22 protein-coding genes are annotated in these 21,656 nt (G+C 53.6%); 14 read left to right on the top strand and 8 right to left on the bottom strand.

Annotated features, from left to right (window positions below):
* Nucleotides 1–4: 4 nt before the first annotated feature.
* Complete coding sequence (purN, locus tag VRC33_RS16765; protein WP_338557460.1) at nucleotides 5–643, bottom strand: phosphoribosylglycinamide formyltransferase; 639 nt, start codon at nucleotides 641–643, stop codon at nucleotides 5–7.
* Nucleotides 640–1,680 (bottom strand): phosphoribosylformylglycinamidine cyclo-ligase, encoded by a 1,041-nt coding sequence (gene purM / locus VRC33_RS16760; RefSeq protein ID WP_338557459.1) that lies wholly within the window; start codon nucleotides 1,678–1,680, stop codon nucleotides 640–642. The genes purN and purM overlap by 4 nt, the downstream gene beginning before the upstream one ends.
* Before the next feature lie 239 nt (nucleotides 1,681–1,919).
* Here purM and upp point away from each other — a divergent pair, with 239 nt between their 5' ends.
* From upp to hda, 3 genes are all read left to right on the top strand, one after another.
* The gene (gene upp, locus VRC33_RS16755; protein WP_338557458.1) at nucleotides 1,920–2,546 is read left to right on the top strand and encodes a uracil phosphoribosyltransferase; all 627 of its coding nucleotides are present in this window, start codon (nucleotides 1,920–1,922) and stop codon (nucleotides 2,544–2,546) included.
* Nucleotides 2,547–2,612: 66 nt separating this feature from the next.
* The gene (uraA, locus tag VRC33_RS16750) at nucleotides 2,613–3,896 is read left to right on the top strand and encodes a uracil permease (protein WP_338557457.1); all 1,284 of its coding nucleotides are present in this window, start codon (nucleotides 2,613–2,615) and stop codon (nucleotides 3,894–3,896) included.
* Between the two features lie 86 nt (nucleotides 3,897–3,982).
* Entirely contained in the window at nucleotides 3,983–4,684 is a 702-nt protein-coding gene (gene hda, locus VRC33_RS16745; RefSeq protein ID WP_338564323.1) for a DnaA inactivator Hda, read from the top strand.
* Between the two features lie 62 nt (nucleotides 4,685–4,746).
* Here hda and VRC33_RS16740 read toward each other — a convergent pair whose 3' ends face one another.
* Complete coding sequence (locus VRC33_RS16740) at nucleotides 4,747–6,207, bottom strand: M48 family metallopeptidase (RefSeq protein WP_338557456.1); 1,461 nt, start codon at nucleotides 6,205–6,207, stop codon at nucleotides 4,747–4,749.
* 806 nt (nucleotides 6,208–7,013) lie between these two features.
* Between VRC33_RS16740 and VRC33_RS16735 the strand changes: the two genes are divergently transcribed.
* The 3 genes from VRC33_RS16735 to VRC33_RS16725 all read left to right on the top strand — a co-directional run bounded on the left by VRC33_RS16735 (nucleotide 7,014) and on the right by VRC33_RS16725 (nucleotide 10,722).
* Entirely contained in the window at nucleotides 7,014–7,619 is a 606-nt protein-coding gene (locus VRC33_RS16735; protein ID WP_338557454.1) for a DsrE family protein, read from the top strand.
* Nucleotides 7,620–7,935: 316 nt separating this feature from the next.
* Entirely contained in the window at nucleotides 7,936–9,543 is a 1,608-nt protein-coding gene (locus VRC33_RS16730) for a sensor domain-containing diguanylate cyclase (protein ID WP_338557453.1), read from the top strand.
* Between the two features lie 105 nt (nucleotides 9,544–9,648).
* Complete coding sequence (locus VRC33_RS16725) at nucleotides 9,649–10,722, top strand: AI-2E family transporter (protein WP_338557452.1); 1,074 nt, start codon at nucleotides 9,649–9,651, stop codon at nucleotides 10,720–10,722.
* Nucleotides 10,723–10,859: 137 nt separating this feature from the next.
* Here the strand turns inward: VRC33_RS16725 and bcp are convergent, their stop codons facing one another.
* Together bcp and VRC33_RS16715 are read right to left on the bottom strand one after the other, a co-directional pair.
* A complete protein-coding gene (gene bcp, locus VRC33_RS16720; protein WP_338557451.1) occupies nucleotides 10,860–11,327 on the bottom strand; it encodes a thioredoxin-dependent thiol peroxidase in 468 nt (155 codons plus the stop codon).
* The gene (locus VRC33_RS16715; RefSeq protein WP_338557449.1) at nucleotides 11,305–11,898 is read right to left on the bottom strand and encodes a glycine cleavage system transcriptional repressor; all 594 of its coding nucleotides are present in this window, start codon (nucleotides 11,896–11,898) and stop codon (nucleotides 11,305–11,307) included. The genes bcp and VRC33_RS16715 overlap by 23 nt, the downstream gene beginning before the upstream one ends.
* 156 nt (nucleotides 11,899–12,054) lie before the next feature.
* Between VRC33_RS16715 and dapA the strand changes: the two genes are divergently transcribed.
* From dapA to ypfH, 6 genes are all read left to right on the top strand, one after another.
* A complete protein-coding gene (gene dapA / locus VRC33_RS16710) occupies nucleotides 12,055–12,933 on the top strand; it encodes a 4-hydroxy-tetrahydrodipicolinate synthase (RefSeq protein ID WP_338557448.1) in 879 nt (292 codons plus the stop codon).
* A 15-nt stretch (nucleotides 12,934–12,948) separates the two neighbouring features.
* Nucleotides 12,949–13,983 (top strand): outer membrane protein assembly factor BamC, encoded by a 1,035-nt coding sequence (bamC, locus tag VRC33_RS16705; protein ID WP_338557447.1) that lies wholly within the window; start codon nucleotides 12,949–12,951, stop codon nucleotides 13,981–13,983.
* A 132-nt stretch (nucleotides 13,984–14,115) separates the two neighbouring features.
* Nucleotides 14,116–14,829 carry a phosphoribosylaminoimidazolesuccinocarboxamide synthase gene (gene purC, locus VRC33_RS16700; RefSeq protein WP_338557446.1) on the top strand — a complete coding sequence of 238 codons (714 nt, stop codon included), beginning with the start codon at nucleotides 14,116–14,118 and terminating at the stop codon, nucleotides 14,827–14,829.
* Nucleotides 14,830–15,041: 212 nt separating this feature from the next.
* Nucleotides 15,042–15,902 carry a neutral zinc metallopeptidase gene (locus VRC33_RS16695; protein ID WP_338557444.1) on the top strand — a complete coding sequence of 287 codons (861 nt, stop codon included), beginning with the start codon at nucleotides 15,042–15,044 and terminating at the stop codon, nucleotides 15,900–15,902.
* A 2-nt stretch (nucleotides 15,903–15,904) separates the two neighbouring features.
* Nucleotides 15,905–17,917 (top strand): GNAT family N-acetyltransferase, encoded by a 2,013-nt coding sequence (locus VRC33_RS16690; RefSeq protein WP_338557442.1) that lies wholly within the window; start codon nucleotides 15,905–15,907, stop codon nucleotides 17,915–17,917.
* An 85-nt stretch (nucleotides 17,918–18,002) separates the two neighbouring features.
* Nucleotides 18,003–18,695 (top strand): esterase, encoded by a 693-nt coding sequence (gene ypfH, locus VRC33_RS16685; RefSeq protein WP_338557440.1) that lies wholly within the window; start codon nucleotides 18,003–18,005, stop codon nucleotides 18,693–18,695.
* Between the two features lie 32 nt (nucleotides 18,696–18,727).
* Here the strand turns inward: ypfH and VRC33_RS16680 are convergent, their stop codons facing one another.
* From VRC33_RS16680 to VRC33_RS16670, 3 genes are read right to left on the bottom strand one after another with little or no spacing between them, the layout of a single operon-like run.
* Nucleotides 18,728–18,916 (bottom strand): YpfN family protein, encoded by a 189-nt coding sequence (locus tag VRC33_RS16680; RefSeq protein ID WP_338557439.1) that lies wholly within the window; start codon nucleotides 18,914–18,916, stop codon nucleotides 18,728–18,730.
* 12 nt (nucleotides 18,917–18,928) lie between these two features.
* Complete coding sequence (gene dapE / locus VRC33_RS16675; RefSeq protein WP_338557438.1) at nucleotides 18,929–20,056, bottom strand: succinyl-diaminopimelate desuccinylase; 1,128 nt, start codon at nucleotides 20,054–20,056, stop codon at nucleotides 18,929–18,931.
* 2 nt (nucleotides 20,057–20,058) lie between these two features.
* Nucleotides 20,059–20,439, bottom strand: coding sequence for an ArsC family reductase (locus VRC33_RS16670; protein WP_338557437.1), 381 nt, complete (start codon nucleotides 20,437–20,439; stop codon nucleotides 20,059–20,061).
* Between the two features lie 196 nt (nucleotides 20,440–20,635).
* On the opposite strand from VRC33_RS16670, the gene VRC33_RS16665 reads away from it, so the two are divergent.
* Both VRC33_RS16665 and VRC33_RS16660 read left to right on the top strand, forming a co-directional pair.
* Complete coding sequence (locus tag VRC33_RS16665; RefSeq protein ID WP_338557435.1) at nucleotides 20,636–21,151, top strand: DUF2778 domain-containing protein; 516 nt, start codon at nucleotides 20,636–20,638, stop codon at nucleotides 21,149–21,151.
* Nucleotides 21,132–21,656: a hypothetical protein gene (locus tag VRC33_RS16660; RefSeq protein WP_338557434.1), complete on the top strand. Its 525-nt coding sequence runs from the start codon at nucleotides 21,132–21,134 to the stop codon at nucleotides 21,654–21,656. The genes VRC33_RS16665 and VRC33_RS16660 overlap by 20 nt, the downstream gene beginning before the upstream one ends.

Below are 21,656 nucleotides of genomic sequence, written 5' to 3'. Positions count from 1 at the left end.
CCGGTCAGTCGAACGCGTGACCTTCCAGCGGTAACTTCTCGCCATCCAGCCAGGCTGCGTCATCCTTCATCTCCAGACGACCCTCAACAAACCAGCTCACCACCAACGGATAAATGGCGTGTTCCTGATGCTGAACGCGTGCATTTACCTCATCCTCAGTATCGCCAGCAAAAACCGGCACCTTCGCCTGAAGGATCACCGGGCCGCCATCCAACTGTTCAGTGACAAAATGCACCGATGTTCCGTGCTCTTCATCACCGTTCTCAATGGCCTGGCGATGCGTATGCAATCCGGGATATTTAGGCAGCAGGGAGGGGTGGATATTCAGCATTCGTCCGGCATAGTGCTGAACAAACTGCGGACTGAGAATGCGCATATAACCGGCCAGCACTACCAGATCGGGTGCATAAGCGTCGATTTCCAGCATCAGCTGATTATCAAACGCCTCACGATCGGCAAACTGAGAGGCCGCCAGCGCATGGGCAGGCACCCCGGCCTCACGCGCTCGCGTCAGACCGTAAGCTTCCGATTTGTTGCTGAACACGGCAGCCACGCTGCCGTGGATCTGGCCCTGCTGACAGCCATCCAGGATTGCCTGAAGATTGCTCCCCTGGCCGGATACCAGCACGACTAGCCGTTTCATGCGTTAATGACCACACGTTCTTCAGAATCGGAAGCCTTGATCACCCCGATTTTCCAGGCTTTCTCGCCCGCATCGGTCATCAACTGCACCGCTTTGTCCGCTTCTTCTGCGCTCAGGGCAATCAACATGCCTACGCCACAGTTAAAGGTGCGGTACATCTCAAAGCGGCTCACGTTGCCCGCTTCCTGCATCCAGCCAAACACAGCAGGCCACTGCCAGCTTGACTCATCAATCACCGCCTGGGTGTTGTCAGGCAGCACGCGTGGGATATTTTCCCAGAAGCCGCCGCCGGTCAGGTGAGCAACAGCATGAACATCAACCTGTTCAATCAGGCTCAGGATGTTCTTCACGTAGATGCGGGTTGGGGCCAGCAGATGATCGGCCAGAGGCTTGCCTTCCAGCTGAGTGGTTTCCGGATCGGTGTTGCTGTGTTCCAGAATCTTACGCACCAGCGAATAGCCGTTGGAGTGCGGGCCGCTGGAACCGAGAGCAATCAGCACGTCGCCGTCCTGAACTTTGCTGCCGTCGATAATTTCTGATTTTTCGACCACGCCGACACAGAAGCCAGCCACGTCGTAATCTTCGCCATGATACATGCCCGGCATTTCAGCGGTCTCGCCGCCTACCAATGCACAGCCTGACTGTGAACAGCCTTCAGCAATCCCGGTGATCACACTGGCTGCGATCTCCACATCCAGTTTGCCGGTGGCATAGTAATCCAGGAAGAACAGGGGTTCGGCTCCCGAAACCACCAAATCATTCACGCACATCGCGACCAGATCGATTCCGATGGAATCGTGGCGTTTAAGGTCCATCGCCAGACGCAGCTTGGTGCCGACGCCGTCAGTGCCGGAAACCAGAATCGGTTCGCGGTATTTTTGCGGCAGTGCACAAAGGGCACCGAAACCGCCCAGCCCACCCATGACTTCCGGGCGACGGGTCTTTTTCACTACGCCTTTAATACGATCGACTAAAGCATTACCAGCATCGATATCTACGCCGGCGTCTTTATAGCTGAGAGAGGTTTTGTCGGTCACTGCGAATCCCCACGCGGTTTGCGGTTGGTGGTTGGAAAATAAAGCGCGGCAATTCTAACAGCGCAGGCAAACGTTTGCGAGTGCCATCTTCGACGCGTTGCGGATATCTGAATTTTAGCCAATTCTTAACAGAGCGCGAAGGAATTGGCAGAAGTTGCATTAAGTCATATGGCGCAGCGCGTAAATGGCGCTATAATCTCGCGATTTTTTTTGCAGCTTAACACTCCGGGAGTACAACAATGAAGATCGTGGAAGTCAAACACCCGCTGGTCAAACATAAACTGGGTCTGATGCGTGAACATGACGTAAGCACCAAACGTTTTCGTGAACTCGCCTCAGAAGTGGGAAGTCTGCTGACTTATGAAGCCACCTCTGATTTAGCCACCGAAACGGTCACTATCGAAGGCTGGAATGGCCCGGTTGAGATCGAGCAAATCAAAGGCAAAAAAATTACCGTGGTGCCGATCCTGCGTGCAGGTCTTGGCATGATGGAAGGGGTGCTTGAACATGTTCCCAGCGCCCGTATCAGCGTTGTGGGCGTCTACCGCGATGAAGAAACGCTGGAGCCGGTGCCTTATTTCCAGAAGCTGGTCTCCAACATTGAAGAGCGTATGGCACTGGTTGTTGACCCGATGCTGGCAACCGGCGGTTCCATGATCGCCACCATCGACCTGCTGAAAAAAGCGGGCTGCACCAGTATCAAAGTGCTGGTGCTGGTTGCCGCCCCAGAAGGCCTCGCGGCGCTGGAGAAAGCACACCCGGATGTTGAGCTGTATACCGCGTCAGTGGATCAGGGACTGAACGAGAAGGGCTATATCATTCCAGGCCTGGGCGACGCAGGCGATAAGATTTTTGGTACCAAATAGCTAAAAGATAATTTCCAAGCCGACCGCAGAGTCGGCTTTTTATTGGGTAAAACAAAGGGTATCACTATGACTCGTCGTGCAATTGGCGTCAGCGAGCGGCCACCGCTGCTGCAAACCATTCCCCTCAGCTTCCAGCACCTGTTCGCGATGTTTGGCGCCACGGTACTGGTACCGATCCTGTTCCATATCAATCCGGCCACCGTGCTGCTGTTTAACGGTCTGGGTACCTTGCTCTATCTCTTTATCTGTAAGGGAAAAATCCCGGCTTATCTGGGATCGAGCTTTGCGTTTATCTCACCGGTGCTGCTGCTGCTGCCGCTGGGGTATGAAGTGGCGCTGGGCGGATTTATTTTGTGCGGCGTGCTGTTTTGTCTGGTGGCGTTGATCGTCAAAAAAGCCGGAACCGGCTGGCTGGATGTGATGTTTCCTCCGGCGGCAATGGGGGCGATAGTTGCGGTCATTGGTCTGGAGCTGGCTGGCGTGGCGGCGAACATGGCCGGGCTGCTGCCTGCCAACGGCGCTTCAGTCGACAGCAAAACCATTATCATCTCCATGGTGACGCTGGCCGTAACGGTATTCGGGTCAGTCCTGTTTCGTGGCTTTATGGCGATCATCCCGATTCTGATTGGCGTGATCGTTGGCTATGCGCTCTCATCCGCGATGGGCATCGTTAACTGGGCTCCCGTCGAAGCGGCTCCGTGGTTCGCGCTGCCAACCTTCTACACCCCGCGTTTCGAATGGTATGCGATGCTGACCATCCTGCCTGCCGCGCTGGTGGTGATTGCCGAACACGTTGGACATCTGGTGGTAACGGCCAATATCGTGAAAAAGGATTTGCTGAAAGATCCAGGACTGCATCGCTCAATGTTTGCCAACGGTATTTCCACGGTCTTCTCTGGCTTCTTTGGCTCCACGCCCAATACCACCTACGGCGAAAATATTGGCGTGATGGCTATCACCCGTGTCTACAGCACCTGGGTGATCGGCGGGGCGGCAATCCTGGCGATCCTGCTCTCCTGCGTGGGTAAACTGGCAGCGATTATTCAGGCTATCCCCGTGCCGGTAATGGGCGGCGTTTCGCTGCTGCTTTACGGCGTGATTGGAGCCTCGGGTATCCGCGTGCTGATTGAGTCAAAAGTGGATTACAACAAAGCGCAGAACCTGATCCTGACCTCGGTGATCCTGATTATCGGCGTCAGTGGCGCCACCGTGCATATTGGCGCGGCGGAGCTGAAAGGCATGGCGCTGGCGACCATTGTCGGCATTCTGCTGAGCCTGATCTTCAAACTTATCAGCGTGGTTCGTCCTGAAGAAGTGATCCTGGATCCGCAGGACAGCGATCGTCCATAAGCCAGGAGAGATCCGGCTGCGTTTATTAACAGAAGAAAGTTGTGATAAACTCCAGCCGGATTTTGCCCGATCAACACGAGGTGCTTCTGAACACACCGGCACAGCTCTCATTGCCACTCTATTTGCCCGATGACGAAACTTTCGCCAGCTTCTGGCCGGGAGAGAACCCGTCGCTGATTGCCGCGCTGCAAAGTGCGCTGCAACAGGAGCATGGCAGCTATTTCTATTTCTGGTCGCGTGAAGGGGGAGGCCGCAGTCATTTACTGCACGCCGCCTGTGCTGAACTCTCCGCCCGTGGTGAGGCCGTCGGCTATGTGCCGCTGGATAAGCGAACCTGGTTTGTGCCGGAAGTGCTGGACGGTATGGAGCAGTTACCGCTGATCTGTATCGACAATATCGAATGCATTGCCGGGGATGAACCCTGGGAAATGGCGATTTTCGATCTCTATAACCGCATTCTCGAAACGGGCAGAACCCGTCTGCTGATCACCGCCGATCGTCCTCCAAGACAGTTAAACCTCAAGCTGGCCGATCTCGCTTCACGTCTCGACTGGGGGCAGATTTACCGGCTCCAGCCGTTGTCTGATGAAGACAAGGTTCAGGCGCTGCAGCTGCGTGCAAAGCTGCGCGGATTTGAGCTGCCGGAAGACGTGGGCCGTTTTCTGCTGAAAAGGCTGGATCGTGAAATGCGGACGCTGTTTGTTACCCTGGATAAGCTGGATCGTGCTTCCATCAGCGCCCAGCGCAAGTTAACCATTCCCTTTGTGAAGGAAGCGCTGGGGCTGTGAAGCTTTGGCGCGGCTCCTGCTGCCCTGTGCCTGCCGGTATCTGTACTGACTCCCCAATACCCTTAAGATTTTTGATACTTACGGAAACGTTCCTGTAACTGGCGTAGCTGATCGATGCGTGCATCGTATCTCGCCTGCTTAAGGCTGCCTAACGGTACGCCCGCGCTGGCACTGCTCAGGCTGCGAATGGCCTGATCGAGCTGGCCATTCAGCGCCAGGCTTTCCGCTCTCGCCGCCTGCTCTTCATCCGTCAGCCCCTGATCGGCACTGGCCTGCGCCAGCAAATCCCAGCCGTTGGGATCATCTTTATGGGCCCAGGTATACTTGTAGAGGATTTTGCTGGCGTTAGCGGGCTGTCTGGCTTCCACGTAGGCATTCGCCAGGTTCAGCTGCACCACCGGGCTTGCCGCGGATTTTTTCGCTGCCAGCAGCAGGCTAATCGCCTGTTGTGGCCGATCCAGCCCGATATCAATATCGCTCATAATATCCAGATACCAGACGTTATCAGGCTGCTTATCGAGCAGTGGTGCGATGATTTTTTGGGCGTTGGCAAAGCTTTTAGCCTGAAGAAACTGCACGGCTTTTCCATACTGAGCTGCCGCCTGTTCGCGGTTATTCCCTTTAGTCAGCGCATCCAGAATGTCATCAGTCAGCTGGTTTTTTCCCGTAGAGTACATGCCCAGCGCACGCACTTTTGCCATGTAGTAGTCCTGAGAGGATTGCACCACCACCGGTTTCATCTGGTTGGCACGGTTACGGGAATCAGAGAGACGGCTGTCGGGTAAGGGGTGAGTTAACAAAATTTCCGGCGGTTTTGAAGAGAAGCGCGACTGGTCGGCCAGCTTTTGCAGGAAATTGGGCATCGCTTCCGGATCGAAGCCTGCCCGTTGCAGCACCTGAATGCCGATACGATCGGCTTCCTGCTCGTTCTGTTGGGTAAAGCTGATCACGCCCTGTTGCGTACCGGCCAGCGTGCCGCTAAGGGCGGCCATTCCGGCCTGGGGATTGGCCATTGCCAGCAGAATTGACCCCAGCGCGCCCACCCAGGTCAGCGGCGCATTACGCTGCTGCTCTTCCATGGCGCGTGCCAGATGGCGCTGAGTGACGTGAGAAATTTCATGCGCCATCACCGAGGCCAGCTGGCTTTCGTTTTCTGTGTAGCGGAACAGGGCGGAATGCAGCACCACATTTCCGCCGAAGAAGGCGAAGGCATTGATCTCATCATTACGAATTAAATAGAAGTGAAACGGGGTTTTTACCGACCAGGCATGGTTAACCAGGCGCTGGCCCAGCTGATTGATGTAATCATTCAGCAAAGGATCGTTGATCAGAGGGGCGCTGGCCCGCAGCTGCCTGACGTAAAAATCGCCCATCGCCAGTTCCTGATTGATGGACAATGTGTTCCCCGCTGTTGTGCCAATATCGGGCAGGGTATCGGTAATGTCTGCCTTCGCTGGCAGCGACGTCGCTGTCAGTGTGATGATAAGCGATGCCAGTGCACACTTCTTCATTTGTTTAATCATGCTGAGTCCCATTCTGATGATATCCCTTTCGACCGGAAGACAGACAAAATGTTCTGCCTGGTTTGGCTGTCCACGCATTCTGGCAGGATATAGTAATCAGAATCATCAGAGAAGAAAAAGGCCCTGTCCGGCTCAACGTGAAAGAAATTCTGCATAATGACCCTGTTTGACTTAAAAAACTGAACGTCCGTAAATACTCTGACAGGCAGCAATGAGACGCTAATAAAACAGATAAAGCCATGAAACAGCATTTTAGTGAAAGATTATCTCTCTGAACGGCTACCGATCCTTTGTCTCCTGTTACCAGTGTTAATTAAAGTTAAGTAAATTTATTCAATTAAACTGATGATGGCATGGAATTTGGCTGGGTTTAATCTTAAAAACAGGGGATTACCGATGATGGAAAATGAGGGTGAAGGTTAAGTTTTCTTTTTAATAACGTAATGTTATTTGTTTTTAACAGGTCCGGTAATTATTTTATTAATGACATAATCAGAGCCAATTTATTTTATGGTTTATTTTGTTTAGACCTGACTAACCAATAATCATAATTTAGTTAAAAATTTAAAGGCTCACTAATGGATGGGATGTATTTCTGTTATGTGCGGATTGCAATTATGCAAAATAAATGAATACTGATTTATTACAATGATTTTGCTGCTAAATTAATAAGGCATTCCTCATTTTTTCCCTCCGGATCATTTCCGCAAAGCTATGGTATATCTCATTCGCTCGCCACGATGTGTGAGCCTCTAAACATTTTTCGTGTTCCCTCTGACTCATTGCCCTGTTGCGGAGAGCATTCTATGCGTCCAGTAGTCTCTTATCTATTAATCGCCGTAGTAGCGGGTTTTGTGGGGGCCAGTTTTTCTCAGGCTCCCGATATTGTCGCTAAAGTCAGCGAGCGTTTCGGTAATAAAGCCAGCGATCCTGAAGGTTTCTGGTCCACCCCCGCTATCGAAGGCTATGGCAAAATGCATTACGAGCCGAACGTGGCTTACCGGCCAGCCGTCGGCGACAGTAATAAAATTGTTTTTCAGATTACCAAAGCTGAAAACAGCCCCAAAGATCCTAATCTGGGCCTGGAACGTGTGGCCCGCGTGGTGAACTTGTATGTGGCTTCAGGGGTGCCGGTTGATCAGTTAAAATTTGTGGTTTCCGTCACGGGTGATGGCACACCAGCGATGTTGAATAACGAGCAGTATAAAAAAATGTTTGGCATCGATAACCCCAGCCTGAAGCTGATCGGCCAGCTGCGGGCGAAAGGTGTGGATGTGTCAGTATGCGATCAGTCCGTTGCTTTCCACCATTTCCAGCATGACTGGATTGATCAATCCGTTACCCACGCCCTGTCCAGCTCCACTACGGTTTCCACCCTGGAAAACCAGGGATATGCTTTCCTCGCTATGTAATCTGCAGTGCCTTTAGTGTGCGGGTCACTGACCCGCTTACCTGAGCGTTCACTGATGCGTCAGACGCTGAACATGGCCGCTGTGGCGTTCCCCCCGCAGGGTAGCCATTTTTGACACTTCTTATCCCTTCTGCGATCCCCACGCACTCACCGATTAAATCAAATTTTTATTGGTCTCATTCCTTCCGAATTATTCCCAAAATGCACAGGACGTGTACAATCAGCGCGTGCTTCACCAGGGCACATCACGCACTTATTAAACGCGCACATAAAATTATAAGGCGCTACAAGATGAAACGTCGCACCAAGGTGGGTCCATGTTGAGGCTACGTCGCCCCAAAACGGACCTGCGCACGCTTATTACATTATTAGCCGTGGCCAGCATTGTGATTACGCTGGCTAACTCCCTGTACGCCACCTGGCGGGTACAGCGTGAGGTGCTGATCGCTAACACGCTGGAATCCAATCGCGTTTACGCCACCAAACTCGCCTCCACCACGGAAATGTTCTTCCAGCTGGCGCAGTCACAGCTGGGGTACAGCGCCAAAGTGCTGAGCGAAGGCATGGATAATGAAACCGCGCTACAGAGTGAAGTGGAGCGCCTTCGCGAACAGACCAACAGCTTTAACTCTGTGGTGATTGTCGATGCCAACGGCTGGGTAAAGGCGATCTCGCCAGAATCGCTGATGCTCAAGGGGATGCACCTGACCACCAGTTCCACCAGGCAGGCCCTGGCAGAGCGCAAGCCGCTGATCGGCAAGCCGGGTATTTCTGCTGCTAATAATCTGATGGTGTTTGTCTCTTATCCTGTCTGGTCGAAAACCGGCAGCTATCTGGGCTTTGTCGGCGGCACTATCTACCTTAAGAAGAAAAGTATCCTCAATGAATTGCTCGGCGAGCAGTTCTACCGCGACGGCTCTTCTCTGTATGTGGTGGACAGCGATAACCGGGTTCTCTATCACCAGAACGGCAAACTGGTCGGGCAAAAAATTACTCCTCTCATCGGCGAAGACGCCAGGAAGAATAAAAACAACGGGTATCAGCAAGTCCCGGCACAGAACGGTGAGCCGATGCTGGCAGGTTATGCCACTGTGGCAACGCCTGGCTGGACTATCGTTGCCCTGAAACCGACTCAGACCACCCTGGAACCGCTGACCAGCCTGTTACTTAAAGTGCTTCAACACTCGGTGCCTTTTGCGCTGCTGACGCTGATTTTTGCCTGGATCCTTGCGCGGCTGATTGCGTTACCGCTCTGGCAACTGGCCCGTAAGGCCAGCCAGATGGATGCACCCGGCGTGTCGAAAGAGCTCAATGGCATCCACTCCTGGTATTATGAAGCTCTGCAGATCAAACGCGCCATGCTCAGCGGCATCGCGCTGCTACAGGATAAAATTGGCCGGCTGAATTTTGAAGTACAGACCGATCCGCTGACCGAATTGCTCAATCGCCGTGGCCTGAATGCCGTGCTGGAGTATTTTCTGGCTACCCGTCAGCCTTTTGCGGTGCTGGCGCTGGATATTGACCACTTCAAACGGGTCAATGACACCTGGGGCCACGACGTGGGCGACAGCGTGATCAAAACCGTGGCGCATCAGTTGGGGAAAAGCTCCCGCCAGACTGATGTGGTCTGCCGCAACGGCGGGGAGGAGTTTCTGATGATCCTGCCGGGAGCCGAACGTGATGTCGCGGTAGCCATTGCTGAGCGCGTACGTAAAAAGATCGAACAGCAGGAGCTTCCTGTGGTGGGGCATATCTCTATTTCCATAGGTGTAGCCTTCTGGTCTGCCGATGAAATGCCGATGGAGAAGGTCTTCAAGCAGGCTGATGACGCGTTGTATCAGGCGAAAAATGCCGGACGTAACCGGGTCGTGACCACCCCGCCTGATGCCGCTGTGCCTCTGCAACCCCAACGCCATACCGGCTGATTTTATGCTGTCCGGCGCGACGTAATGTCGGGCCGGGCAGTCACGCGACAGCAGCTTATCCTTTCAGGTAGACTGGTTTCCCCCTTTGCACCAAGGAAGTTTTTCATGTTGGACCTCTTGATACAGTGGTATCGCCGCCGCTTCAGCGATCCTCAGGCAATTGCCCTGCTGGCCATCCTGCTTGCAGCCTTCTGTATTCTCTTTTTCTTTAATGGTCTGCTGGCGCCGCTGCTGGTGGCTCTGGTGGTCGCCTATCTGCTGGAGTGGCCCACCGTAAGGCTGGAGCGTCTGGGGTGTTCACGTACCTGGGCCACCACCATTATCCTGATCCTCTTCGCTTCTTTATTACTGGTATTAGTGCTGGTGGTGGCGCCTGTTGCCTGGCAGCAGGGGATCAATCTGGCCCATGAGCTGCCCACCATGCTCAACAGGCTCTATCAATTTGCCACCCGTCTGCCGGAGCGCTTCCCTACGTTAATGGATGTGGGCATCGTGGATATCGTGGTGGAGAATCTGCGCAGCAGGCTTAGCGGCATGGGCGATCAGCTGGTGAAATACTCTCTGGCTTCGCTGGTGGGCATTATGACGCTGGCGATCTATCTGGTGCTGGTGCCGTTGATGGTGTTCTTCCTGCTGAAGGACAAAGCGCAGATGCTGGCTGCCATCAGTCGCGTCCTGCCACGCAATCGCGGCCTGGCAGGGCAGGTATGGGTGGAGATGAATCAGCAGGTCTCTAACTACATTCGCGGCAAGGTGCTGGAGATGGTAGTGGTAGGCATTGCCACCTGGATCGGTTTCTGGGCAATCGGCATGAACTATGCGCTGTTGCTGGCAGTGCTGGTGGGCTTTTCTGTGCTGATCCCCTATGTTGGCGCGCTGGCGGTGACTATCCCGGTTATTGGAGTAGGCCTGGCGCAGTGGGGGTTAGGCGGCGATTTCTGGACGATGATTATCGTTTACCTGATTATTCAGGGGCTGGACGGCAATATTCTGGTGCCGGTGCTGTTTTCAGAGGCGGTTAATCTTCACCCGCTGGTGATCATTCTTTCCGTGGTGATTTTTGGTGGGCTGTGGGGCTTCTGGGGCGTGTTCTTTGCTATCCCGCTGGCCACGCTGATCAAAGCGGTGGTCCATGCCTGGCCGGATGAACTGAATCTGGAGCAGAAGAGGCTGAAATAGCGGCGGGCAGGGAGAGCTTCGGGCCTGAATACGAGAGAATAAACCCTGAAAAACTGCACCTCAACATGGCATAACAATCGCCAACCTTTGAGGTGCAGTTCAGAATGTCAGATCCTGTCCACCCTGATTTCTGGCGATCAGGCTGACTTCAGGTAATCCATCACGATGTCATGGTGGTTTGCCGTTTTGAAGTCGTCAAACACCTTCTCAACCTTGCCATCCGTGCCAATCAGGAAGCTGATGCGGTGAATACCGTCATAGGTTTTGCCCATGAAGGATTTTTCTCCCCAGATACCAAATTGCTCACAAACCTGATGGTCTTCATCAGAGAGCAGCGTAAAGTTCAGCAGCTCTTTCTCAACAAATCGCGACAGTTTCTCAGGTTTATCAGTACTGACACCCAGCACCTCAACGCCTGCTTTTTTCAGCTCATCCATGCTGTCACGCAAACCGCAAGCCTGTACGGTGCAGCCTGGTGTCATCGCTTTCGGGTAGAAATAAACCAGAACGCGCTGTCCCTGGAAGTCGGTCAAATTTACTTGCTCGCCATCCTGATCGGGCAGACTAAATTTCGGTGCTGTATCACCGGCTTTCAGTGGATTCATCACTACTCTCCATTTTTTCATCATGCTGTGGATACTGGACGACGTTAATAGTGCCCTGCGCCTGCAATTCTGTACAGAGCCGGTTGAAGGCCTGAGTGATAAATGATTCATCCTGGCTGGCGGGGCTGTGCGCGGTAATCTGAATATAGAGCAACGTGGGCTGATTTTCTTGCGCGGGCTGCGTGCGGGACACCAGTTCGGCAATATTCATCTGATGAGAATCAAACAGATCGGTGAAACGCTCAACGATATGGGGGGAGTCCTTGACCTCAACCTGGACCCATACGGTGGCAGGCATGGGAGGACGCTCACGGAAGGTTGTGCGTTTCATTACGATCAGCAATTCCAGTTCCGCGCCCTTAAGGGGCAGGGTAGATTCAATCAGCGTGATCGCATTCCAACTGCCGGAAAGCAGCATTATAAAGCTGAATTCTTCCCCCAGCATGGCCAGGCGGCTATCTTCGATATTGCAACCGCAGCTGCTTACGTGACGGGTGATGGTGTTAACGATCCCCGGACGGTCAACCCCCAGTGCGGTGATAACCAGATGATGTTGCTGTGACTGCGGCAAAATGATGCTTCCTGTGCGTCTCAGTGATTAGCAATTGTGATAACTCTAAGGTAAACATAAAAAAACCCTCTGCCAAGGGGCTGGAGGCCTTGCCCGCTTGCTTTTAGAGTGTCGTAAACCTTACCATGAAGCACTTGTTTGGGGAGGGGATGGCTAATGTTCACGGGAAGTATTGTTGCACTCATCACGCCGATGGATGACAAAGGGTATGTCTGCCGTGCGAGTTTAAAAAAACTGATTGATTATCACGTTGCCAGCGGAACAGCGGCAATTGTCTCGGTAGGGACTACCGGCGAATCAGCCACGCTGAGCCATGATGAACATGGGGATGTGGTGATGATGACCCTGGAGCTGGCCGACGGACGCATTCCGGTGATCGCCGGAACCGGTGCCAACGCGACTGCGGAAGGCATCGCGCTGACCAGACGCTTTGAGAAATCTGGCGTGGTGGGTTGCCTGACCGTCACCCCTTACTACAACCGTCCAACTCAGGAAGGGCTTTATCAGCACTTTAAGGCCATTGCTGAAAGCACTGACCTGCCGCAAATGCTGTATAATGTGCCGTCCCGTACTGGCTGTGACATGCTGCCAGAAACGGTGGGTCGCCTGGCGAAAATAAAAAATATTATCGGAATCAAAGAGGCGACCGGGAACTTATCGCGGGTAAGTCAGATCCAAGAGCTGGTTGATGAAGATTTCATTCTGGTCAGTGGCGATGATGCCACTTCCCTCGACTTCATGCAGCTGGGCGGACAGGGAGTGATCTCTGTGACGGCAAATATTGCCGCGCGCGAAATGGTGGAACTCTGCAATCTTGCCAAACAGGGTAATTTTGCAGAAGCGCGACGCCTTAATCAGCGCCTGATGCACCTGCATCAGAAGCTATTCATTGAGCCTAATCCTGTCCCGGTCAAATGGGCTGCCAAACAGTTAGGATTAATTGCAACCGACACGCTGCGTCTGCCAATGACGCCGATGACTGATGCCGGTCGTCCGGTTGTTGAGCAGGCACTGAAAAATGCAGGTCTGCTGTAAATTTAGGGAGTTTTAATGGCTTATTCAGTACAAAAGTCCAGGGTAGCAACAGTGGTGGGGCTTTCTCTGGTGATGCTGCTGTCAGCATGTTCCAGCGATCAGCGCTATAAGCGTCAGGTCAGCGGCGATGAGTCTTATCTGCAGGCGGCTGATGTCAGCGATCTGCATGCACCAGCAGGGATGGTGCTGCCGCTGCAGAATGGCGATTATGATATCCCATCCGCCAGCAGCAAAGGTGCCGTGGGCAAGCAGCTGGACATCCGTCCACCGGCTCAGCCGCTGGCATTAATGAACGGGACCCGTACCCAGTTCGCCGGTAACTCAGGCGTGCTGCTGCTGGATAACGCTCGTGCCGGTACCCTGTGGCCGCAGGTTGTTGATGTGGTGCAGGCGAAGAACTTCCCGGTTGCCAGCCGCAATGATGCTAACCAGACGCTGACCACCGACTGGGTCCAGTGGAACCGTGCTGATGAAGATCACCAGTACCGTGGCCGCTACCAGATCAGCGTTCAGCAGCAGGGCTATCAGCAGGCGCTCTCTGTAAAACTGCTGGAATTGCAGCAGGAAAACACCGGCGTGAACTCGCCTGTTCAGCTGCAGCGTTACACTGCACAGATGCTGAATGAGCTGAGCAGCGGTCTGGATAAAATCGAAACCACCCGTGAAAATGCCGCGGCACAACGCAGCGCGACACAGATCGATGTGCAGAGCGGGGCTGATGATACCGGCCTGCCAGATCTGATCGTACGTGCGCCGTTCAACACTGTCTGGGATCGTCTGCCAGCAGCCCTTGAGCGCGTAGGCATGAAAGTTACGGATAAAAACCGTTCTCAGGGCAGCCTGAACGTGACCTATAAAGCCCCGGGCAGCAGTGACTGGGATGAAATAGGCGCGAAAGATCCGGGCCTGGCAAATGGCGATTATAAAATTCAGGTCGGCGATCTGGATAACCGCAGTAGCCTGCAGCTCCTGGATCCTAAAGGCCACACGCTGACCCAGTCGCAAAACGACTCGCTGGTTGCCGTGTTTAACGCCGCTTTCAGTAAGTAATACCTTAAGGCCGGACCCTTCCGGCCTTTTTTATTTTCCGCGACGAAAACGATTGCTTCGATTTTTTCGTCACAGCGAATAAACTGGTCACAGCACAAAAATTTTTCCGTTCTATTTCTGGAGTTAAACAAGATGCAAAAGCAAGCTGAGTTGTATCGCGGCAAAGCGAAAACCGTTTACAGCACCGAAAACCCGGATCTGTTGGTACTCGAATTCCGCAATGATACGTCAGCACTGGACGGTGAGCGTATCGAACAGTTTGATCGCAAGGGCATGATTAACAATAAGTTCAATCATTTCATTATGACTAAATTGCAGGAAGCGGGCATCCCAACCCAGCTGGAAGCGCTGCTGTCTGATAATGAATCTCTGGTGAAAAAGCTGGATATGGTGCCGGTTGAGTGTGTGGTGCGTAACCGTGCGGCAGGCTCACTGGTGAAGCGTCTGGGCGTGGAAGAGGGCATGATCCTCAATCCACCGCTGTTTGACCTGTTCCTGAAAGATGATGCCAAACATGATCCTATGGTCAACGAATCCTACTGCGAAACCTTTGGCTGGGTAAATAAAGAGAATCTGGCCCGTATGCGTGAGCTGACTTACAAAGCCAACGACGTACTGAGCAAGCTGTTCTCCGATGCCGGGCTGATTCTGGTGGACTTCAAGCTGGAGTTTGGCCTGTTCAACGGCGAAGTGGTGCTGGGCGATGAGTTTTCGCCAGACGGTGCCCGCCTGTGGGACAAAGAAACCCTGGAAAAGATGGACAAAGATCGTTACCGCCAGAGCATGGGCGGCCTGATCGAAGCCTATGAAGAAGTGGCTAATCGTCTTGGCGTTAAGCTGGACTGATTTTTCGGGCTGCGGCACGCTGTCGCAGCCTTCTCTCTTTAAGTTTTCTCCTGCCCTGGTTAAACCCGTCTCTGCCTGCTGTGCCTCACTTTTCTGTTCTGCCCAATCTTTGCTCACTGACTCCGCATAATCCCCTGAATGCTGGTGTTACCCGTGACAGCCGACTAAAATCAATGCATCAGCCGCGAAGTGATAATAACGAGAGGTAATTTATGCGTTGGCAAGGGCGCCGTGAGAGCGACAATGTGGACGATCGCCGTAATGAATCCGGTACTGTTGGCAGCGGCAGAATGCGTATTCCAAGGGGCAAAGGGGGCATCATCCTGCTGATTGTGGTGGTGGTCGCCAGCTACTATGGCTATGACCTCAGCCCGCTGCTGACGGGGGAATCGACCTCTGTCAGCCAGCCAGCTTCACAACGTCAGGGTATCAATCCTGAACAGGATGAAGCCGCCAAATTTACCTCGGTGATTCTGGCAACGACTGAAGATACCTGGCAGCAGCTGTTCCAGAAAATGGGCAAAACCTATACTGCACCCAAAATGGTGATGTACCGGGGTGCCACCCGCACAGGATGTGGCACAGGCCAGTCGGTGATGGGGCCGTTTTACTGCCCGGCAGACAGCACGGTCTATATCGACCTCTCTTTCTATGACGAAATGAAAAACAAGCTGGGCGCGGATGGCGACTTTGCTCAGGGCTATGTTATTGCCCATGAGGTGGGCCACCACGTGCAGAAACTGCTGGGGATTGAGCCTAAGGTTCGCCAGATGCAGCAGGGCGCAAGCGAGGCGCAGGTGAATCAGCTGTCGGTAAAAATGGAGTTGCAGGCCGACTGTTTTGCAGGCGTGTGGGGCTACTACATGCAAAAACAGAATGTACTTGAGCCTGGCGACCTGCAGGAGGCCCTGAATGCGGCAGAAGCCATAGGTGACGATCGTTTGCAGCAACGCAGTCAGGGGCGGGTAGTGCCGGACAGCTTTACGCACGGTACTTCTGAGCAGCGTTACAGCTGGTTTAAAAAAGGGTTTGATGGCGGTAATCCGGGCCAGTGCGACACCTTCAGTCGCTGATCATGGCAGAGACAGAGGCGCTCCTCAGGCACAGCGAACAGCTTAAGCGCCAGGGACAACGGCAGATTCTGGTCGTAAGCGGCGAGGCAGGCTGGTGTCAGCAGCAGGCAGAGCAGTGGATGGCGTGGCTTCCCGGCGACTGGATGTGGCTTGGCGATGCGCCCGGTAGCCCGTTGAACTGTGCACCCGCCGCGGCCAGAACTTTGCTGGGCCGGGAGTTTCTTCACGCGGTGTTTGACGCCCGTAGCGGTTTTCATGCTGAGGCGCTGGCGGCGCTTTCCGGTACGCTTAAGGCGGGAAGCTGGCTGCTGATGCTGGTGCCCGACTGGGATAGCTGGTCAATGCTGCCGGATACCGACACCCTGCGCTGGAGTGAGCAGCCTTCGGCTATAGCTTCTGGTCATTTTATTCTGCGTCTTCAGCAGCTTATTCAGCAGGACAAAGAGGTTGCGGTGCTTCGGCAGCAGCAGCCTTTTACGCTTCCCCTGCTGGCAGAGCTACCCGAATGGCAACCCGCAGAGAGTGCGGAACAGCAGGCGGTGCTGGATGCGCTATTAATCAGCAAGCCGGGTATTTCAGTGCTGACAGCCCCAAGAGGAAGGGGAAAGTCAGCCCTGGCCGGAAAGCTGGCCGCGCGCTGGCCCGGTCGCTGCCTGATCACCGCACCGGCAAAAATGGCCACGGATGTGCTGGCAGAGTTTGCTGGCGAGGCATTCGACTTTATTTCTCCGGACAGGCTACTGGCCCTTGATCCGGAGCAGCGCCCTCAGAACGTTGACTGGCTGCTGATTGATGAAGCTGCCGCAATCCCGACGCCAATCCTTCATCAACTGGTCACTCTCTGTCCCCGTGTGCTGCTGACCTCCACGCTACAGGGCTATGAGGGAACCGGGCGGGGATTTATGCTCAAGTTCTGCGCCAGTTTGCCAGAGGTCACTCTGCTCAAGCTGGATCGACCGCTACGCTGGTCGGCACGGGACCCGCTGGAGCGGTTTATCAATCAGGCGCTGCTGTTTGCAGAGGCTGAGCCCGAACGCAGCGACCGGCCTTTGCAGTTCGCTTTTCCCGAACAGTCTGCGTGGCTGGACCAGCCTGAACGCTTGTCGGCCATGTACCAGTTGCTGACCAGCGCGCATTACCGCACTTCACCGCTGGATTTACGGCGGATGATGGATGCGCCAGGGATGCATTTCAGTCTGGCCTTGCAGGGGGAAGTGGTGCAGGGCGCAGCATGGCTGGTGGATGAAGGTGGCCTCTCTGCCGAACTCGCCAGTGCCGTGTGGGCCGGGTTTCGTCGTCCCAGAGGCAACCTGGTGGCTCAGTCACTGGCTGCCCACGGCGGCTGGCCTGAAGCTGCGCAAATGCACTCCCGTAGGATTAGCCGCATCGCTATTGCCCCGGCCTGCCGCCGCAAGGGCGTGGGGCGTCATATGGTGGAACAGAGTCTGGCAGCGGCCGGGGGGCTGGATTTTCTGTCGGTGAGTTTTGGCTATACTGAAGATCTGTGGCGCTTCTGGCAGGCCTGTGGTTTCAGGCTGGTGCGTTTTGGCAGCCAGCGTGAAGCAAGCAGCGGATGCTATACCGCGATGGCTGTTCTGCCGCTCAGCGAGCAGGCTGAGGCGCTGGCTCAACGCGCATCCCGACAAATGCAGCGGGACTGGCCGTGGTTACAGCGGCTGATCCCGGATGCCGGGCTTGCTATTCCTGCCAGCGAAGAGCAGAAACTGGAAGATGATGACTGGCGGGAACTGGCGGGTTATGCCTGGGGACATCGCCCGTTTGAATCCAGCGTTGGTGCCCTGGCCCGGCTGCTCAGGGAAGCTACGGGTGAATATCCTCTTCTGAACGGGGCCATCTTTGGCGGGCTGTCTGCCGCAGAGCTCTGCCAGCAATTTGGGTTAACAGGCCGGAAAGCGGTGCAGGCAGGCTGGCGTCAGGAAGCCCAACGGGCGATGACCATGCTGGATCACCTGCGTAGCGCCAGCTGGCAGGCTTACCTCAAGTCATTGAATTAAATCCACCGTGCAGGTCAAACATTCTCAATATTCTTCGGCGGGCGCATTGCCTGTAGTCGGAGCTGTCTGTTGTGAGGAAGAAATCATGAAACACGAGCACTTTGTCGTCCGTCAACCTTCTGGCATTCCCGCCCAGTTGTTTTTGCTGTTCCACGGCGCAGGCGATAACCCGGTTGCTATGGGACAAATTGGCAACTGGTTTGCCGACTCATTTCCGCAGGCGCTGGTGGTCAGCATTGGCGCACCGGATGCCGGTGGCGAGCAGGGCCGTCAGTGGTACCCGACAGAGGATCTCACCGAAGAGAACCAACAGTCCCGGATCGATGCGGTCATGGCAAACTTTGTTGGCACCATCAATCACTGGCAGCAGCAGAGTGGAATCAAAGCAGAAGCCACGGCGCTGATTGGATTCTCTCAGGGTAGCATCATGGCGCTGGAGGCGAGCAAAGCTCAGCCTGGGCTGGCGGGCAGAGTGGTCGCTTTTGCCGGGCGATTTGCCACGCTACCTGAAAAGGCGACCCGCCAGACTACAATCCATCTGATCCACGGCGATGAGGACGATCGTGTTCCGCTGGGGCACTCGGTGGAAGCCGAAGAGGCGTTAATGGCACTGGGAGGGGATGTGACGCTGAATATTGTGGAGGGTCTGCCCCATGCAATTGATGACCGTGCCATGCAGGCCGCGCTGGATCATCTGCACTACACCGTTCCGTGCCGCTATTTTGACGAAGCGCTGAGCGGGAGTAAACCGGGTGATGACGTGATCGCTCTGATGTAAAACGAAGCAGGGGCGGGTGCCCCTGCTGAAACTCATTTCTTTTTCGGCATATCGTCTTCGTCATCCCACTTATCGTTAAAATCACGATGCGGGGGCAGTTCCGGTTTGTTGTCGAGAAACTTTTTATGATCGATGCGCTTCAGGTCTTTATAGACGTTCATCAACACGCCCACCATCAGCACAATCACCAACAGCCACCAGTAATCTTTAAGCCATTCCATTTTCTTTCCTTATTAAGCGATCAGCTGTTCCATAATCCGCTGGTACATGCGGCTCAACAGCTGCAGGTCGGCGGCCTTAACACACTCATTGATTTTATGAATGGTGGCGTTCACCGGGCCTAATTCCACCACCTGGGCTCCCATGCGGGCGATAAACCGTCCGTCTGAAGTGCCGCCGGTAGTTAACAGCTGCGGTTTTATTTCATTATAGTGCGCAACGGCATTCACTACCGCATCCACCAGCTTACCGCGTGACGTCAGGAAAGGCTGGCCGGAAATTTTCCATTCCAGCGTGTAGCGTAACTGATGGCGGTCCAGCAGTTCCTGAACCTGCTGCTGGATCATCTGGTCAGTGAGTTCCGTGCTGAAACGGAAGTTAAACTGCACAAAGAACTCGCCGGGAATAACATTGTTGCTCCCCGTTCCAGCCTGAACGTTAGCGATTTGCATACTGGTAGGCGGGAAGAATTCGTTGCCCTGATCCCACTCTCTCGCCACCAGTTCATTCAGGGCTGGCAGGGCGCGATGCACCGGATTATCAGCCAGGTGAGGATAGGCGACATGGCCCTGGACCCCATGCAGGGTCAGATTGGCGGTCATGGAGCCACGGCGGCCATTTTTTACCACATCCCCAACAATTTCAGTGCTGGAAGGTTCGCCGACCAGACAGTAATCCATCCGCTCGTTGCGCGCCATCAGCGCTTCCACCACTTTTACCGTGCCGTTTGTGGCGTTGGCTTCTTCGTCTGAGGTGATCAGAAAAGCCAGACGGCCTTTATGGTTGGGATTGCTGATAACAAAGCGCTCAGCGGCGACAATCATCGCCGCCAGAGAGCCTTTCATATCAGCCGCACCGCGACCATAAAGCATGCCGTCACGAATGGTGGGTTCAAAGGGCGGGTTGATCCAGCGGCTTGCATCGCCAGTAGGCACCACATCGGTATGCCCGGCAAAGGCCAGCGTTTCGCCCTGGCCGCGCCAGGCCCAGAAATTCAGGGTATCGCCAATGTGCATCGGCTCAATGGTAAAGCCCAGCGCCTTCAGACGATCGATCATAATAGCCTGACAACCGGCATCATCCGGGCTGAGGGAAGGACGACGTATAAGCTGCTGCGTCAGCTCAATGACCGGACAAAACATAATCAGGACTTCTCCGCAATAAATGGCTGGTAAGTAGTTTCACTAAAGCCCAGCAGCATAGAGCCGTCGGCGCTGCAGAGCAACGGGCGTTTGATAATTGCAGGCTGTTCCAGCATTAATTTATGTGCGGCAGCGGCGGTATTAACCTCATTACGCGTCTCTTCACTGAGTTTACGCCAGGTGGTACCGCGGGTGTTCAGCAGCGCTTCCCATCCCAGTTGATCAATAAATTTTTGCAGCAGGGCACCGTCCAGTCCGTCCGCACGGTAGTCATGGAACTGATAAACCACGTCGTTCGCTTCCAGATACCTGCGCGCTTTCTTAATAGTGTCGCAATTTTTAATGCCGTACAGGGTAAACTGGCGATCTGTCTTATTTTTCATGGGGTTTCCTGAATTTTTCCTGATGGTTTGTAGCATACCTGCTATTTCAATACTTGAAAATAATGGGGCGATTTGTCGTGGTCATACCCTTTACGGTCAAAAGGATTCTATCTCTCAAAATCAAATAGACAATCTGGATAGCCTGAAAAGCAACCTGTACCATAACCACACATCATAAAAGGATATTGGGTGGTTTATGGCTCTACATGGAAAGTTTGTAATCAACGACGCGCATTACTCTCCGTTATCGTTCCCTGGAGTAGGCACGTTTTTAGCGTTCTCTGGAGATGGGGTTTATCGCAATCGGGGGGCTTGTGGAATGAAGCCAACTGTCGGCCCGATTCCGGCTGGTACGTATTGGATTGTTGACCGTCCAGAAGGTGGACTAAGATCGCAAGTTAATGCAGGTGTCCGGGATATTTATAACAACATAGTTAAAGGCGCGACGTTCAGACATAACGAATGGTTTGCCCTGTGGCGGGACGACTGGGGAATTGACGATTACACCTGGATTGAGGGCATCAAGCGCGGTAATTTCCGTTTGCATCCAGGCACTCTGTCAGAAGGTTGTATCACTCTTCCGCATGATTCAGATTTTGCCATGTTACGTAATGCACTTCTGAGAACGCCGCAAATGGATGTTCCTTGCATGAGGAACTTAAAGGCATACGGCACTATTGAGGTGATCGCCAATGGTAAAATGTGTCCTTAGTTTGGTGCTCAAGATTACTTTGTTCGCTGCGATTATGCTGATGGTGGCAAAAACACTGAATTATGATGATTTAGTAGGTAGTTTCGTAAGCCAACATGTCAGCTTTGAGGATGCGGATAAAATCGGGAGAATGGTATCAGGTGAGCCTGATCCTGAACCCACTGAGTCAATTCGTTTCTATATTAGTATTCTAATCAACACTCTGATCAGTGTTCCAATCCTTAGCGCAATATTTACCGCTTATAAAGGTGTTACACACAAATTGAGCCCTGCTTCTCTCCATAAAGAATGGGCTTTCTCCTCATTGAGACGATTTGCAAAAATATTCGTTTTCACCTTTCTGTTTTGGGCGCTGTTCCGCTTTCTGCCTTATCAACTCGTGTTTTCGGGCAATCAAACATATTCAGCTTTCGCTATGGCGGCGATTGTGGGTTTTATCCTACTAATAACGATTTTTTGTTATTGGTTAATCACGAAGAAAATCATAATCAAAAGGAGTTTGTAA

It is taken from the genome of Erwinia sp. E_sp_B01_1, assembly GCF_036865545.1.
Lineage (GTDB): Bacteria > Pseudomonadota > Gammaproteobacteria > Enterobacterales > Enterobacteriaceae > Erwinia.
The sequence above is the reverse complement of the archived record's forward strand: the minus strand, read 5'-3'. Positions and strand labels throughout refer to the sequence as shown.